This window comes from Pseudaeromonas sp. HNCC25DJ180, from assembly GCF_055413345.1.
Window position 1 is genome coordinate 77,990 of record NZ_JBVAYF010000015.1, and the last position, 15,874, is coordinate 93,863.

Consider the following 15,874-nt stretch of genomic DNA (forward strand, 5'->3'; position numbering starts at 1 on the left):
TGGCGTGAAATGAAGAACTTGAGGTGGGGGAAGGTGAAGCGGCAGCATGCCGGTATGGGTAAACTAAGAGAAAAATGGTGCCTGCGAGGCTTAGCAAAAATGGGCTGTTTAGAACAGCCCCTTCTTCTTAATTTGCTGGATCTGTGCCAGGTGAGGCGCCAGCTCGCTGAGGCTGCTCTCTTCCGTTTGATCCTGACGGCTGGCGTCGGCGGACTGGGTGCGGAGGTTGCCGAGTTTGAGGCGGGTGAGCTGCTCGGCTTGGGTTTCAGCCAAGGCTCTGAGCTGGCTCAGCTCCTCGCTCATCAGGGCCAACAGGGCATGTTGCTCGGCTAGCGCCGCCTCCAGATTGAGCGTGGGCGTTGGGGGGGATCCCTCGGCCGGCGTGGCCATCAGCAGCTGCTGCAGTTGAGCCAGTTGCGCCGCCGAGAAGCCATTATCACCCTGCGGCGCCAGGGGTAGCTCCAGACCACAGGCATCCAGTTGCTGCTTGAGGGTGGCTAGGGTGATGTTGTGATTGTCCAGGGCCCCGGCGATGCCACGGCAGAGGCGGGGGCTCAGCAGATGCAGATAGAGGCCGGCCAGGTAGATGTCCCGATGGAAGAGCCGGATCACCATATCCAGATCGCTGGCGAGGGCGTGACTCTTCTTCGCCTTGTCGTACCACTGTTGCAGAGCGCCGACCGCATAGCGGTCGGCCTCGGAGGTTTCCGGATTGAGATAGAGCGCCAGGGTGAGCTTTTTGGCGACGCCGTTACTCATTCCCCACCTCGAGCAATACCGGGGCGGCTATGCTGGTGGCCACTTCATCGGCGTGATAGAGGCAGATCTCCCGGGAGAGGGCACTCTGGGGTTTGTCGATGAGCACGACTCTCTCATCCAGGGTGGCATAAGCCTGGCGGATGGCGCTTTCGATGAGCGAGGCTCCCCCGCCGACCAGATAGACCCGGTTGGGATTTTTGGCGAACTTCTTCGCCTCATAGGCGACCTGATCGCCCAGCTCGCGGATCTTGGTCTCGATCTTCTCCAGTATGCCGGGGATCTTCGATTCGTCGTTCACTACGCTCTGCACGAAGGTCATGTCATAGCGGCGCTTGATGAGTTCATTGGCCACTAGATAGCTGGAATCGCTGTCGGCGGCAGCCAGAGCCTTGCGGGCGGCATCGGTCACCATGGAGACACCAATCTCGTTGTTGCCGTAGATGGCGGAGACATCGTCAAACTCGCCGACGATGACGCCCATGTCCAGGGTGGTGCCACCGCAGTCGATGACCAGGGACTTGGTGAACTCATTACAGTTGGAGCTGACCAAGGAAGAGAGCACGGCAGGCAGACTCTCCGGCATCACCTCCACATCCACCACCTTGAACAGTTCGCCTTTGTTCAGGCTGATCTCGCGCATCAGGTTTTTGCGCTTGGCGGCAATCTTGATCTCGTTCTTCTGACAATCATCCGGGTTGTAGTACTCGGTGATGGGCAGGGTAACGACGATAGCGACAGGGCAGGGGGGAATGCCGGTCTGCAGCAGGGCGTGATGCACGGCCAGCAGGTTCTGATCATCATACTGATATTCGATATGGGTGGTGGAGAGCGCCTTATCCGAGGTGGCGTCATAGGTGTATTTTGTGGTGCCTATGGTGTAGTTGTAGACCTTTTGCCCCTTGAGCAGGGCGGCACTCTTCCAGTCTTTACGAAATGAGTTGGGGGAGATGATGGTTTTCAGTGTGCCGTTTTCGATCCAGCTGACTTTCACATTGGTGGAACCATCATCGATGGCAATTTTCATTTTCGCAGAAGACATGACCCAATCACTCATATGACTCAACATTATCGGTCAATGTTAGGGAATTTACCGCGGGGTCACAAGGGCGCGAGCTTGGCTTGTTCCTTGATTTTTATATTATTTTATCCTCTTTTGGGGATGCTCTTTGGACAAAAATAATATGGGAAATCCAGCTTCCGTTTCACTGGGCGAAGAGGGGAAGTAAACCGGGAGGGATGCGGAAGCTGCGCTTCCGCATCGGGGGAGCAGGTCATTATTGCCAGTGGCCTCTACTCTGTCATGACGACAGAGCCGCCAGCTTACAGCTCTTGGAGCAGCTCCTCTACATAGCGCTCCAGCAGTTGGCGCCGGGCTTGAGCCATCTGGCGACCGGCCTGGGTCTGCATGCTGTCGGCGACCTTGTAGAGTTTGACGAAGAAGTGATCCAGGGCGTAGGCCTGATCATCCAGCTGCCGGTGACGAGCCAAAGGGTCGTAGGGGTCGAACATGGCGCGCTGCATCCGGCCCGAGGTATAGAAGACCCGGGCCAAACCTATGGCACCCAGCGCCTCCATGCGATCGGCATCTTGCAGCAGCCTGGCCTCTTGGGTGTGGGCGGGCAAGTTGGCAGAGAAGCTGTGGGCCTCGATGGCGTGACAGACAGCCGGGATCTTTTCTGGCGGGAATTCCAGCTCCAGCAGTATGACCGCCGCCTCGCGGGCCGCCAGCCGTGAGCTCAGGTGACGCTCAGGGTGGTTTTTGGGGAGCGAGACTATGTCATGCAGATAGGCGGCGGCGAGCAGGATCAGCTCATCAGCCGTGGCTCCTTCGGCCTGATTTAACTGCTGGGCGGTTTTCCAGACGCGACGGAAGTGGGCAATATCATGGGCGCCATCATCGTCTGCGTGGTGTTGCTCCAGCCAGCGCTCCAGCTCGGCTTGCCACTGTTTGGTCATAATGGGGCTCTCATTAACATCATAAGAAATAAAAGAGTAATCCTGAGGCGGCGGAGGCCAAGGCCAGCAGCCAGATGGGCGCGCGCCACTGGCGCAGGGCCCACCAGCCTACCAGCGCCCAGGCCAGATCGGCGGGCTCTGCCACGGCCGAGGTGAAGAGCGGATGGTACAGGGTGGCCAGCAGTAAACCAACTACCGCCGCATTGATGCTGGCGACCCACTGCAGCACGGTCGGTTGTTGCAGCAGGGTATGCCAGGTGGGCAAAAACAGCAGGATCAGCAAGAAGCCGGGTAGGAAGAGGCCCAGGGTCGCCACTAGTGCTCCCAGCCAGGGGGTGGCGGGCGCCAGCAGCGCCCCCAAATAGGCAGCCAGGCTAAACATGGGGCCAGGCAGCAGTTGTGCGGCGGCATAGCCACTCAGAAATTGCTCCTGGGGCAGCGCGGCGGCAGCCCCCTGTTGTAACAGGGGCAGCACCACATGGCCACCACCGAAGACCAGACTTCCCGCCTGATAGAAGTGGCTGAAGAGCTGGCCCAGCCCAGAGAGAGGAAGTCCGGTCAGGGGCAGCAGGGGCAAACCCAGCAAGAGCACAAACAGCAGCAGAGGCCCACGGGCGAGTTTGAGTGGGGTCAATAACGGGGTGGTGGGATCGGCGGGGACGGGAGAGGCGGGTTCTGATTTTTGCGCCAAGCGGGTACGTACCCCCCCCCAGAGCCCGGCGGCGGCCAGTAGCAACAACTGTTGCAGATTGCCGGGAAAGAACCAGAGCAGGCAGGCGACCAGGATGCAGATCGTCTGCTGCTGCCGGTCGCGACAAAACTGGCGAAACAGGGTCAGCACCGCATCGGCTACAACCACCAAGGCAAAGAGTTTCAGGCCATGCCAGAGCCCGGTTATGGGGGGCCAGCTCATCAGCCAGCTGTGGCCCAGAGCCAATAACGTCATAAGCAGAAACGAGGGCAGGGTGAAGCCAACAAAGGCGGCAATGGCACCTGGCAAGCCAGCCCGCTGCAGACCTATGGCAAAGCCCAACTGGCTGGAGGCCGGGCCGGGCAAGAATTGGCAGAGGGTCAGGGTGTGGGCAAATTGCTCAGGGGTGAGCCAGTGGCAGCGTTCCACCAGTTCTCGACGAAAGAGGGCGATATGGGCCAGGGGGCCACCAAAGCCCAGACAACCCAACCAGAAAAAACGAATAAACAGAGTGAACAAGGGGCCTCCTGGTTAGCCAAGCAATAGTGATAACCCAGAGTGAACTCTATGACGAAATGATGACGGCGGGATGACGGCCGTCAACCTGGGCTGACGGCAGGGTGGTTTATTGGGCGGGAGGCAAACGGCTGGTCATCTGCTCGACCAGACTGCGGGCGGTGCGTTCCCGGGCCTCGGTGGCTTTGATGGGGGCGCTGCTGTTGGCCTGCAGGGCTGAACTCCAGAGCTTGGCTTGGCTCTGTCTATCCTGGATCACCAGGGCTATGGTGCCCTTGCTCAGCGCCGTGCCGCCGGGCGACATGCCCAGTTTGGCAAAGACCAGGCTGTCGGCATCCTCTTTCTCACCCAGTACCCCTATGCTGATTATGACGTTGGCTTCGTTGGCGGGGGCGGGTTTGAGGCCCAGCGCCAACAATCTTTGTTGCGTGGCCTGTTGGATCAGCGGCAGCCAGGTCTTGCCCTGCTCCTTCACATGGAGATGATCCTCGGGAATGGCGAAGGTAACGCCATTGCGATAGGGCCAGCTCTCCAGTGTGCTGGCGACCACTGTCATCTGCAGTATGGGTCGCTCATCCTGCTGGGGTTGTTCCGGGGCCTGGACCACGCTCTGTTGCGCGCAGGCGGTTAAGAGCAGGGGCAACAGTAAAAATCGCTTGCGCATTGGGCCTCCTTGGCCAGCTTGCAAAAAAAGAGTCGGTGCTGATTTTACGCCTAGTCAAAGGAGTCTGGCGACAACTCTCTGGGGATCTTGTGCGGCCGATACAGCTCGGGTTCAAGTTGTGATTCGCGTAGATAGGAAATTCCGGCCAGCCAACACGCCACGGCCTGCCAACTGGCGGCAAATTGTGGCTCGGGCAGTTGGTGAGGGTCAACCCAGTGCCACCCTTCACATTTATCGGGCTCAAGCAGACGGGGTTCGCCGCCGACCGGCTCGGCTAACAGGGTGACAGAGACGTAGTGTTTGCCACACTCGGCGAAGGTAACCAGATCGTTATTCACGGCTATGACTCTGGGGGTTGAGATCAGCAGACCTGTCTCTTCGGCCACTTCGCGGATGGCGCAAGCCTCGAAGCTCTCGCCCAACTCCAGGTGGCCCCCCGGAATAGACCAGTAGGGGGCATGACTGTTCTTACGCCGCCCTTGAAGTATCAGCCCCTCGGCGTTAACCACTATTACCCCTATCCCCACTCTGGGTTGGGCCTTGTGCGCTTGCTCTTCAGCCATGGGTGATTACTCCAGGTGATCCAGGGGGAGGGCGGTCTGCTGCTTGATTTGACGCAGCACGAAGCTGGAGCGCACGCCGTTGACGCCGTCGATGCGGGTGAGTTTGCCCAGCAGGAACTGCTGGTAGTGGTCCATATCCGGCACCATGACGGTGAGCTGGTAGTCGGCATCGTTACCCGTAATAAGGGCACACTCCAGCACTTCGGGCATCTGGCTCACCTCCCGGTTGAAACTCTCCAGCCGCTCCGGCGTGTGTTTGTCGACCGTCACGTGGATATAGGCGGTGAGCTTCAGGTTGAGGCGATCCGGATTGAGCAGGGTCACATGGCCACGGATCAGCCCCTCATCTTCCAGCGCCTTGACCCGACGCGAGCAGGGGGAGGGGGAGAGACCAATCTGTTCGGCTAGCTCCAGATTGCTGATGCGGCCATTTTGTTGCATTAGGGTCAGGATCTTGCGATCGATGCGATCCAGCTTCTGCATGATTTCCTTTATTAGATGCTTGGTGAGATATTATTGCGCAATATTAACAATGCTGAGTCATCTATTGCAAATTATGGCTGAGATTGACCTGACTTCGCAACCACTCACCCCGGCATCAGGGGTATGATTATTTCAACTTCAGTGGTTGAGCCCACGCCAAACCCGGCGTCAGCGGCGGCAAGGCATCTCATCGGATGCGACGTACCACGGCAACCTCTGCCTAACCCGGGTAGCAGGCCAAGTGAACATCCTTACCGGGATGGGGAAGTGCAAAGAGCACAAGCCAGCCTTAGGGGCTGGCTTTGTTCTTTCTGGTATGCGGTAAAAAAGTACGGGGCCCGTAGGCCCCGTGAATGTTATGGCGCAGTCGCTATTACTTGGTAATGCGCTTGTACTTGGCGCGGTGGGGCTGGATGGCATCCGCGCCGTAGGTCTTCTTCTTCCACTCTTCGTATTCGCTGAAGTTACCCTCGAAGAACGCGATCTTGCCCTCATCCTGATAATCGAGGATATGGGTGGCGATGCGGTCGAGGAACCAGCGATCGTGGGAGATGACCATGGCGCAGCCGGGGAACTCCAGCAGGGCATTTTCCAGGGCGCGCAGGGTTTCGATATCCAGATCGTTGGTGGGTTCATCCAGCAGCAGCAAGTTGCCGCCCGCTTGCAGCAGCTTGGCCAGATGCAGACGACCCCGTTCACCCCCGGAGAGTTCGCCGACCCGCTTCTGCTGATCCGCCCCCTTGAAGTTGAAACGGCCGATATAGGCGCGGCTGGGGATCTCCAGATTGCCGATCTTGAGGATATCCTGGCCGTTGGCCACCTCATCGAACACCGACTTCTTGTCATCCATCTTGTCGCGGAACTGATCTACGGACGCCAGCTGTACTGTCTCTCCCAATGTGATGCTACCGGCATCCGGCTGCTCCTGATCCGAGAGCAGGCGGAACAGGGTCGATTTACCGGCGCCGTTAGGACCTATGATCCCAACTATGGCGCCCTTGGGAATGGAGAAGGAGAGATCGTCGATCAGCACCCGATCGCCATAGGATTTGCGCAGGTTGGCCACGTCCACCACCTTGTCGCCCAGACGGGGTCCTGGCGGAATGAAGAGTTCGTTGGTCTCGTTGCGCTTCTGGTAATCGGCGGTATTGAGCTCCTCGAAGCGGGCCATACGGGCCTTGGATTTGGCCTGGCGTCCCTTCGGGTTTTGGCGCACCCACTCCAGCTCCTTCTCGATGGACTTGCGGCGGGCTGCTTCCGAGCTGGCTTCCTGAGCCAGACGGGCATCCTTTTGCTCAAGCCAGGAAGAGTAGTTGCCTTCCCATGGGATACCCTCGCCGCGGTCCAGCTCCAGGATCCAGCCAGCCACGTTATCGAGGAAGTAACGGTCGTGGGTGATGGCCACCACAGTGCCTTCGTAGTCGTGAAGGAAGCGCTCAAGCCAGGCCACGGATTCGGCATCCAGGTGGTTGGTGGGCTCGTCCAGCAGCAGCATGTCGGGCTTTTCCAGCAGCAGGCGGCAGAGTGCCACCCGGCGGCGTTCCCCCCCTGAGAGGTGCTTGATCTGGGCATCCCAGGCGGGCAGGCGCAGGGCATCGGCGGCGCGCTCCAGCTGGTTTTCCATGTTGTGACCATCCAGGGATTGGATGACTGACTCCAGCTCCCCCTGCTCCTTGGCCAGCTTGTCAAAGTCGGCATCCGGCTCGGCATAGGCAGCGTAGACTTCATCCAACCGGGTCAGGGCGCGCTTGAGCTCCCCCATCGCCTCCTCTACCGCCTCACGCACCGTCTGCTCCAGGTTGAGCTTGGGCTCCTGGGGCAGATAGCCAATCTTAATGCCGGGTTGTGGACGGGCTTCGCCCTCGATCTCGGTATCAATGCCCGCCATGATGCGCAGCAGAGTCGATTTACCCGCTCCGTTGAGACCCAGCACGCCGATCTTGGCGCCCGGGAAGAAGGAGAGGGAGATATTCTTCAGAATATGCCGTTTGGGCGGAACCACCTTGCCCACCCGGTTCATGGTGTAAATAAACTGAGCCATATAAGTCTCGTTGTTAGCCATGGAATGGAGTGGCGACCATTCTAGCCCAAGGGGCGAGGGGGGAAAAGCGGGGGCACAGAAGATCTATGAGTATGTAAAGGATAAACAAACGGGCCACAAAGGCCCGTTATTATTTTACTTAACACCAATATTCAATTAGTCATGAACATTAATGGGTTGTGAAGTAATGGACGTGTTTCCACTCTTTGCTGTAATTTTCAAATCACCATCATGAACATCATTAGGTGTTTTTTCAGGCTTAATCTGGAACCAAAACCAATCTGGCTCTTTCCAGTTCCCTGGATATTTGGAGGTGTAGCTGGTACCACCACAGCATGACTCAGCCGCTGTGCCATTATCGTTAGATATGGTTAGGTCACTATCCCCCGGGATAGGGTTGATTGCCAGTATGTCAGATGTCTTTGTATCACGCATAACAACTCTTGGCATAAAACGCATATACTTTGCAGATGACCCTATTGTCACAGAAGTAACTGCTTTAACTCCAGACTTCGGACAATTATCCTTTACTTCATCTGTGGCGTCATTACACGCATAGTCATCGCAGCTATACGTTCCCTCGTTAGGCTCATATGTCCCTGTTTTGTCTGCATCTGCACCGTTAGAGTCGACACACAGCGGACGAGGTATTGGCCAGCAATTAGCTTTAGCTGTGGTCGTTTTTGAATCAACATCTGTTGCGTTACTGCTATCCGATGTTGAGCACTCCTGGATTAATATCTGCGGATCGGCGCCATTACCACCTTGCAGCCCAGTAAACTTGAACTGCAGGTTGTCATAAACATGAACAGACTTTTGTTCGCAGAGTCCTGACGCCAAGGTGGCAGATGTACAGAAAAGCCCGGTAAACTTGCCATCAGCCGGGCTATAGCCACCGCTCTGATCCAGATCGAAGGGCTGATCTGTGCCTTGATCAAAGTCACCATCGTCGTTGACATCGAGATATGGCTCATCTACATCGGGTTTTTTATCATCGTCATATCTTTTATCTGTTGCATCGAAAAGTAAATTGCCATTGAGATCGCTGAAACTCTCTTCACCTACCGCATAGGCCAAGACCTCTACACGGCCAGTGGCAGGTTTGGGATCCGTTGTTACAAGGGTCGCATTGCAAACGCCATTTTTGGTAATACAGTAGCCAGTGATACCTGTGCTACTATTTAGGTCACCCTTTATTAGACCATAGTTTGTGTAGAGATATACTTTGGTATCATTTTTAACAGGATGGCCTTGGCGGTCAGTAATGCTGATAGTGATTTTGGCCTCTGAATCGTTTTTCAACCACCCATCAAGATTATATTTGTCAGCATAAAATGAAAACCCACGTTGTGTCGGTAGCCCGAGTGCAACTGCAATAGATTTTGAGTTTGCAATTTTAATTTGATTGTTGGCATGATGCTTTGCCGCCACGACCACTGAGGTCGGTAGTGTGCCTGCATTTACTGTTGTTGTTACTTTGCCATCGCTATTGGTCATGGCCTGTTTAGGGGACACACTATAATTATCATACCCCTCGGTGCTGGTATTTATGCCTTCTAAATAAAAATCTACTAACTCACCAGATTTAGGGCGCCCATCACTGTCGGTGACTTTAAAAGAAACGGTTGCGTAGCTCTTCAATCCGCTTCCTGGAATATATATAACTGAGTCACTTGGGTCATCAGCAAGGATAGCAGATGCTACGGTTTGAACATTTGAAATAACCAGAGATTTTTGCAGGCTACCAACATTGGCTGTCACAGTATCATCACCATTACAAGATGAGGAACTAGTCCCATCCGCACTGGTATAGCTGCCTTTATAAGTGGCAAGAGCAATGCCATTACTGCTTATTTTCGAACTATCTAAGGTGGCGCTGCTATTGGTTGCGCAGAGAGAACTAAAGGTGACGGTGACAGGGGTTGTGTACGGCTCACCATTATTAAATAGTTTAGCCGTGATAGCAGCCGTACCGTTGGCTGCCAGCTCACTAACGTTAGTGGTCAACTCCATGGTGAGATTGAGTGCACCAAAGCTGAAGTTTTTGTTCTTGGTCAGTGACTTTTCAATACCATCAGAACCCGTAAATTTTGCGGTGACAGCTACATTTCCTACCTCATTTCCGTTTGCCGCATCGGCTACAAGAGTAAAGCGAGCCTTGCCCTGTGTATCTGTCATAGTTCGCGCTGGAGCTTGTATTACCCCTATTTTGTAGGTGTCAGTGCTGGCATCAACAACCGCACCTTGCACGGGTTGGCTCTTCTCATTTAGCACAGTGGCTTCCACCAGATTGGGTTTATCTGCCGGTAGTGTGCTCTGCTCTTTACAGGTGCTGAGAGTGGCTACGTCATCACACGCTTTCAGGCTTAATGCCAGGGTGTAAGTCGCTGAAGCGCCACTGGTACCGCTATCTGTGCCGCCGTCTGTAGTGCCACCACCTATCGGCGCGCTGCCACCACCACATGCCGTGATCAGTGCCAGACTGACTAGGGTCGCTAATGTTTGTTTAGTAAATCCCATGGGTTCCCGTCCTTGGTGTTGTTTTCTTGATCTCACTATTATCCATGTATTCATTTGGATAAAAATTGAAGTCGGTCAGGTATCGAACGGCTGGACTGTGATGAGACAGACTTCAGCCACTCACTGCGCTTGGGGCAGCTTAAAAAAAGAGCCCACAATGGGGCTCTTTATAAAGGATCTTGGTGGCAAATAGAACCATCTGTCTAGAATATATCGTCTGTGCTGGTGCCTGTGCCCGTGGCGGCGGAGGGGCCCTCGCCAAACAGAGTGGCATTGCCGGGGTTAGCCTGGGTGGGTTCGCTCCCTTTTTGGAAAAACTCCACCCGGCCATTGTTGTCAAACTGGCCACTGAGCATACCGGAGGCACTGTCGATACGCACTGTGACCACGTCCTCGGGCTGCGCCACCGGGCTTTCTGGCATGCCTTGTAGCGCCACCTTCATAAAGTCAATCCAGATGGGTTGCGCCGCACTGGCACCATACTCATTACCGGCAATGGAGCGGCCCAATTTGCGCCTGTGGTCATCGAAGCCAACCCAGGCGGTGGCGACCAGTTTGCCGTTAAAGCCGGAAAACCAGGCATCCTTGGCCTCGTTGGTCGTGCCAGTCTTGCCTGAGATATCCTGGCGAGCCAGCGCTTTGGCAGCGCGCCAACCCGTGCCCAACCAGGTGCCATTCATACCGCGGTCCCGGCCGCCGAAGATGGCGCTATGCATGGCTTCAGCCACTAAAAAGGAGTTGGCTTCGCTGATGATGGCGGGGGCAATCCGGGCGGTAATGGCAGGATCTATGGCACATTGGGCATGCCAGTCGGGGAGTACATCCAGATAGGCTTTGGCGTCATCTAGTCCCTGCTCCTGCAACTTGCTGCATCCCTTACAGGCTGCAACTGGCGTGGCTTCGTAAACCAGCTTACCCTGGGCATCTTCCACTCGAGCTATGAAGTAGGGGTTTACCTTGAAGCCACCATTAGCCAGGGTGGAATAGGCGGTGACCAGTTGCATGGGGGTGACTTCAATGGCTCCCAACGCCAATGCTTCGTTGCGTTGATCGGCTTTGACATCAAAACCGAATAGGCGCAGGTGATCCATCAACTTATCTATGCCTATGGCTCGCAGTAGACGTACAGATACCACGTTTTTCGAGCGAGCCAAGGCTTCGCGTAGGGTGATGGGGCCATCATAAACCGGTGGTGAGTTTTTGGGGCTCCAGACCGTGCCTTGGCCAGGATTCCATTGATTGATCGGGGCATCATTGACCAGGGAGGCCAGGGTAAAACCTGAGTTGAAGGCGGCTGAGTAGATGAAGGGCTTGATGTTGGAGCCCGCCTGACGTTGCGCCTGGTCAACCCGATTGAATTTGCTCTGTTCGAAGCTGAAGCCACCGACTAGCGCTTCAATGGCACCATCTTGCGGGTTCATGGCAACAAAGGCGGCATTGACGTCCGGGATCTGCACCAGTCGCAGCTGGCTGTCATCCACTGGCCAGACCCAGATCAGATCGCCGACGTGCAGTATGTCACTGGCTTTGCGTGGCGCCGGGCCTTGGCGTTCATCGCTGATAAAGCTGCGCGCCCACTTCATGCCATCCCAATTCAGGGTGCCTTCCAGCCCGCCTTTCAACATCACATCGGCCTGGCGATCGCGGATACGTACCACGACCGCAGGTTCAAAGGGATCACTGCTGGTCAGATCATCCAGATAGTCATTCAACCGTTCGCTGCTCCAGGCCGGCTCTTTGGCCTGCCAGAGCCGCTTTTCAGCGCCTCGATAACCATGGCGCAGATCGTAGTCCATCAGCCCCTGAAATACGGCATCATCCGCAGCCTTCTGGCGTACAGAGGAGAGGGTGGTGTAGACATTGAAACCCTTGGTATAGGCTTCATCCCCATGTTGCTCGATCATGAATTTACGCACCATTTCGCCGAGATAGGGGGCGTTGAGCATGATTTCTGCACCGTGGTAACGGGTTGCAATCGGTTCCTTGAACGCCTCGGCATACTGTTCTTGGGTGATCTTGCCTAACGCCAGCATGCGTGAGAGCACCAGATTGCGGCGAGCCAAGGCCCGTTGTGGGGAGCGGATGGGGTTGAGCAGGGAGGGCGCCTTGGGTAGACCGGCAATAACAGCCATTTGCCCTAGTGTCAGTTGGCTTACGCTCTTGCCATAATAGACCTGCGCTGCCGCGCCTACGCCAAAGGCACGGTAGCCCAAGGCAATTTTGTTGAGGTAGAGTTCGAGTATCTCATCTTTGCTCAGCTCTTTTTCGATGTGCCAAGCGAGAAACACTTCTGTGATTTTACGCAGTAGGGTTTTTTCTCGGCTCAGGAAGAAATTACGCGCCACCTGTTGGGTTATCGTACTGGCGCCCTGCTTCTTGTGGCCCGTTGTTAACCAGACTACGCCTGCCCGAGCTATGCCTATGGGATCGATTCCCGAGTGTTCATAGAAACGGGAGTCCTCAATGGCCAAAAAAGCGTCGCGCATTTGAATGGGAATTTCTTGTATTTTCAATGGGATGCGGCGCATTTCCCCATACTCAGCAATGAGAGCCCCATCTGAGCTGTAGACTCGCATTGGTGTTTCGAAAGCGGCACCCCGTAGACCGGTAACATCGGGTAACTCGCTCTCTAGCTTGAAATAAAAGGCGGCCACAGCAGCGACGCCGAGTGCCGCTAATAATAGGCCTAACCAAAACAGGCGCTTAAGCCATTTGAGCATGAGTGTACTTCCAGCAAGGATGATTGGGGAAACTGGCAGGAAGTATATTTGTTAACTACTTCAAATTCGAGAGGTTTGGAAGCTATGCTTAGGTGGTATTCCAGGCTGTATCTGTAATAGCATCTGGACACAAAGGGATATCATGCCGCCTCTAACCGCACGGAAGCACTTATGTTAGGCCTAATAAATCAAGGTAGTTTGTTCTCGATGGTTGGTATTGACTTCGGTTGCCAGACCATTAAAGCGGTGGTGGTGTCGGGAAAACCTGGGCGCTACCAGATTGATGCATGCGTCGAAGTCGCCACGCCAAAAGGTGCTGTGGTTGATTTTCAACTGCAGGATATAGAAAAAGCCTCACAAGCCATCAAGCAGTTGTTGAAGCTGCTGCCCACCCGTGGCAAGTATGCGGCAACGGCTGTCTCGGGCTCGAATGTGATCACCAAGGTGACGCAGGTCGATAGCAAGTTGGGCGAGGCCGACCTGGAGACGCATATCCAGATGGAGGCTGAACAGCTTATTCCTTTCCCACTCGATGAAATCAGTCTCGATTTTGAGGTACTGGGTCCTAACCTGTCAGATCCAACACGCAATGATGTGTTGGTGAGTGCGGCGCGTACCGATAGTATCACCGGGCGCGTGGGTGCTCTGCAGGATGCCGGACTCCAGGTTAAGGTCGTGGATGTGGGTCTCCATGCTCTGGCCCGCTCTGTTATCTCGTTACTGCCGGATCTGACTGAGAACAAATCCCAGTCTATTTGTGCCGTGGTGGATATAGGTGCCGTCTCTTTGACCTTTGGTGTCATGATCAATGGTGAAATTGTCTACTCGAGATTGCAAAGCTTCGGTGGTGAGAACTTCACTCAGTCCATCGCCTCGTTCTACAGCATGCCGATGGATGAGGCCGAAAGAGCCAAGGTGCAGAACAAGCTGCCGCCTGATGCCGAGATGGACGTATTAGCGCCTTACATCACCCTGTTGGTTCAGCAAATCAGACGGAATATCCAACTTTTCTGTAGCTCGTCTGGCTATCGTGAACTGGATATGTTGGTGCTCTCTGGGGGAGGCAGTCTGCTTCCCGGGCTCAGTGAGCAGTTGGCTCTGGAGTTGCAACTGGAGGTTGTTCACCCGGATCCATTTTCTGTTACGCCTAAGCTGCGCACTGAGAGTAACAAACATGGCGCTAAGTATATGACTGCGCTGGGGTTGGCATTGAGGAGCTTTACACCATGTCAAATATAAACCTATTGCCGTGGCGTGAGGCGACCAAACAGCGTCAAAAATCGCAGTTTCTTATCATGTTGGGTGGTGGTGCCCTGGCTGCGGCTCTGCTGGTATTGGTGGTCAACTTCTTGTATCAGCAATCCATTACCCGGCAAGAGGGGCGGAATCAGTATTTGCAAACCGAAATTGCGCAGTTGGATGCGAAAATTGGTGAGATTAACCAACTCAAGGTGCGGCGTGCTGAGTTGATTGAGCGGATGCGGCTCATCGATCAGTTGCAGCAGAGCCGAAATCTTGCTGTGCATTTGTATGATGCGCTGCCTTCTTTGGTGACTGCCGGGGTGTATCTTGACTCCTTGAATTATAAGGATAATCAAGTGGATGTAGTGGGCAAGACTGAGGCTCATAGCCGGGTTGCCAACATGATGCGGCTCATTGACCGCAGTGGCTGGTTAGGGCAAACGACTATCAGTTCCATATTCGCCTCAGACAGCAAGCCGATCTCCTTGAGCCAGTTCTCTATGATGTTCAAAGTGCTCAAGCATGAGGCTGAAGAGAATAATAAGAAGCCTGCAAATGGCAGCCAGGGAGGCCAGTCATGAATCTGCAAGAGTTAAACGAACTTGATTTTGACAACATGGGCAGTTGGCCTCTACCCATCAAAGTTTTCTTTGTATTGGTCGTGGCGGTTTTGATTGCCTTCGGTGGTTACTACTATCTGGTTGCTGATTCAATCAAGGCCCTTGATGTTGTGCAGCAAAAAGAAATTGAGCTCAAGGGACAATTTGAGCAAAAAGCCAGCTTGGCCAGTAATTTGGACGCCTATAAGGGGCAGATGGTAGAGCTGGAGGCTTTGCTGCAGGCACAGTTGAAACAACTGCCAAACAAAAACGAAGTTGCGGGTTTGCTCGACGATATTAGTTTTATTGCCATGGATAATGGGCTCAAGCTGCTGCGTATCAATTGGGAACCTGAAATTCCTCATGAGTTCTCCACTGAGTTACCAATGCGAATTGAAGTCTCTGGTGACTATCACCAGTTGGGCAAGTTCACCGCAGATGTTGCCGCTTTGCCGCGGATTGTCATCTTGGACAGTTTTACTGTTGTACGCGGCACTGGGGGCGGTTTGTTGATGAGCATGCTGGCCAAGACCTTCCGTTACAATGAGAAGCCGCTCGCCTCTAAACCAGCTGGAGGCACAAAATGATGAATAGACATTGGTTGTTATTGTCAGCCTGTGTGCTCTTAGCTGCATGTACGGGAAGCGATGACTTGGATGAGTATGTGGCTCAGGTGAAGGCTCGCCCGGCATTGCCGATAGAGCCTCTGCCAATGATCCGGCCTTTCGAAGCCAAGAAATATCACCCTAACACAGAGCGAACCCCGTTTGCCGAGCCTCAACCTGAGCTGGTTTTGCCTGCTACCAGGGTGAAGAAGGATTGTGTGCAACCAGAGGCTAATCGGAAGAAGCAGCCCCTGGAGCAGTTTTCGCTAGATAATTTATCTATGCAGGGAACACTGGGGTCTGGAAGTGCCCTTTGGGCGCTGATCCAGTCGCAGGAGGGGGAAGTGTATCGGGTCAGTGTTGGGCAGTACCTTGGTTTGAACCATGGGCGGGTTACCAAAATAAACACGGATTCAATCGAATTGCTTGAGTTTGTTCCAGATGGAAGCGGCTGCTGGACGAAGCGGACAACCAAGTTAAATATTCTGGTCGCACAATAGGTCGCGCAGGCAGGG

14 protein-coding genes are annotated in these 15,874 nt (G+C 54.7%); 4 read left to right on the forward strand and 10 right to left on the reverse strand.

All coding sequences use genetic code 11. From position 1 onward, the window contains the following. Window positions 1-108: 108 nt before the first annotated feature. From ACZYTD_RS14280 to ACZYTD_RS14325, 10 genes are all read right to left on the reverse strand, one after another. Window positions 109-759, reverse strand: coding sequence for a hypothetical protein (locus ACZYTD_RS14280; RefSeq protein WP_463892994.1), 651 nt, complete (start codon window positions 757-759; stop codon window positions 109-111). Then, entirely contained in the window at window positions 752-1,798 is a 1,047-nt protein-coding gene (gene parM / locus ACZYTD_RS14285; RefSeq protein WP_463892995.1) for a plasmid segregation protein ParM domain-containing protein, read from the reverse strand. Before parM ends, ACZYTD_RS14280 begins: the two co-directional genes overlap by 8 nt. A gap of 281 nt (window positions 1,799-2,079) precedes the next feature. Beyond that, a complete protein-coding gene (locus tag ACZYTD_RS14290) occupies window positions 2,080-2,715 on the reverse strand; it encodes a phosphohydrolase (protein ID WP_463892996.1) in 636 nt (211 codons plus the stop codon). 19 nt (window positions 2,716-2,734) lie between these two features. Next, on the reverse strand, window positions 2,735-3,925 hold the full coding sequence (chrA, locus tag ACZYTD_RS14295) for a chromate efflux transporter (protein WP_463892998.1): 1,191 nt from the start codon (window positions 3,923-3,925) through the stop codon (window positions 2,735-2,737). Between the two features lie 106 nt (window positions 3,926-4,031). Further along, window positions 4,032-4,586, reverse strand: coding sequence for a DUF4136 domain-containing protein (locus tag ACZYTD_RS14300; RefSeq protein WP_463892999.1), 555 nt, complete (start codon window positions 4,584-4,586; stop codon window positions 4,032-4,034). Between the two features lie 50 nt (window positions 4,587-4,636). Continuing rightward, window positions 4,637-5,149 carry a nucleotide triphosphate diphosphatase NUDT15 gene (locus ACZYTD_RS14305; RefSeq protein ID WP_463893001.1) on the reverse strand — a complete coding sequence of 171 codons (513 nt, stop codon included), beginning with the start codon at window positions 5,147-5,149 and terminating at the stop codon, window positions 4,637-4,639. 6 nt (window positions 5,150-5,155) lie between these two features. Next, window positions 5,156-5,632 (reverse strand): Lrp/AsnC family transcriptional regulator, encoded by a 477-nt coding sequence (locus ACZYTD_RS14310; RefSeq protein ID WP_463893002.1) that lies wholly within the window; start codon window positions 5,630-5,632, stop codon window positions 5,156-5,158. Window positions 5,633-6,005: 373 nt separating this feature from the next. Continuing rightward, entirely contained in the window at window positions 6,006-7,673 is a 1,668-nt protein-coding gene (gene ettA, locus ACZYTD_RS14315; protein ID WP_463893003.1) for an energy-dependent translational throttle protein EttA, read from the reverse strand. 156 nt (window positions 7,674-7,829) lie between these two features. Next, window positions 7,830-10,193, reverse strand: coding sequence for a hypothetical protein (locus ACZYTD_RS14320; RefSeq protein ID WP_463893004.1), 2,364 nt, complete (start codon window positions 10,191-10,193; stop codon window positions 7,830-7,832). 203 nt (window positions 10,194-10,396) lie between these two features. After that, on the reverse strand, window positions 10,397-12,913 hold the full coding sequence (locus tag ACZYTD_RS14325) for a penicillin-binding protein 1A (RefSeq protein ID WP_463893005.1): 2,517 nt from the start codon (window positions 12,911-12,913) through the stop codon (window positions 10,397-10,399). Between the two features lie 171 nt (window positions 12,914-13,084). Here ACZYTD_RS14325 and pilM point away from each other — a divergent pair, with 171 nt between their 5' ends. From pilM to ACZYTD_RS14345, 4 genes are read left to right on the forward strand one after another with little or no spacing between them, the layout of a single operon-like run. After that, complete coding sequence (gene pilM, locus ACZYTD_RS14330) at window positions 13,085-14,152, forward strand: type IV pilus assembly protein PilM (RefSeq protein WP_463893007.1); 1,068 nt, start codon at window positions 13,085-13,087, stop codon at window positions 14,150-14,152. Further along, window positions 14,140-14,736: a PilN domain-containing protein gene (locus ACZYTD_RS14335; protein ID WP_463893009.1), complete on the forward strand. Its 597-nt coding sequence runs from the start codon at window positions 14,140-14,142 to the stop codon at window positions 14,734-14,736. Before pilM ends, ACZYTD_RS14335 begins: the two co-directional genes overlap by 13 nt. Further along, a complete protein-coding gene (locus ACZYTD_RS14340) occupies window positions 14,733-15,341 on the forward strand; it encodes a type IV pilus inner membrane component PilO (RefSeq protein ID WP_463893010.1) in 609 nt (202 codons plus the stop codon). Before ACZYTD_RS14335 ends, ACZYTD_RS14340 begins: the two co-directional genes overlap by 4 nt. Next, complete coding sequence (locus ACZYTD_RS14345) at window positions 15,338-15,859, forward strand: pilus assembly protein PilP (protein ID WP_463893011.1); 522 nt, start codon at window positions 15,338-15,340, stop codon at window positions 15,857-15,859. Before ACZYTD_RS14340 ends, ACZYTD_RS14345 begins: the two co-directional genes overlap by 4 nt. Window positions 15,860-15,874 lie beyond the last annotated feature (15 nt).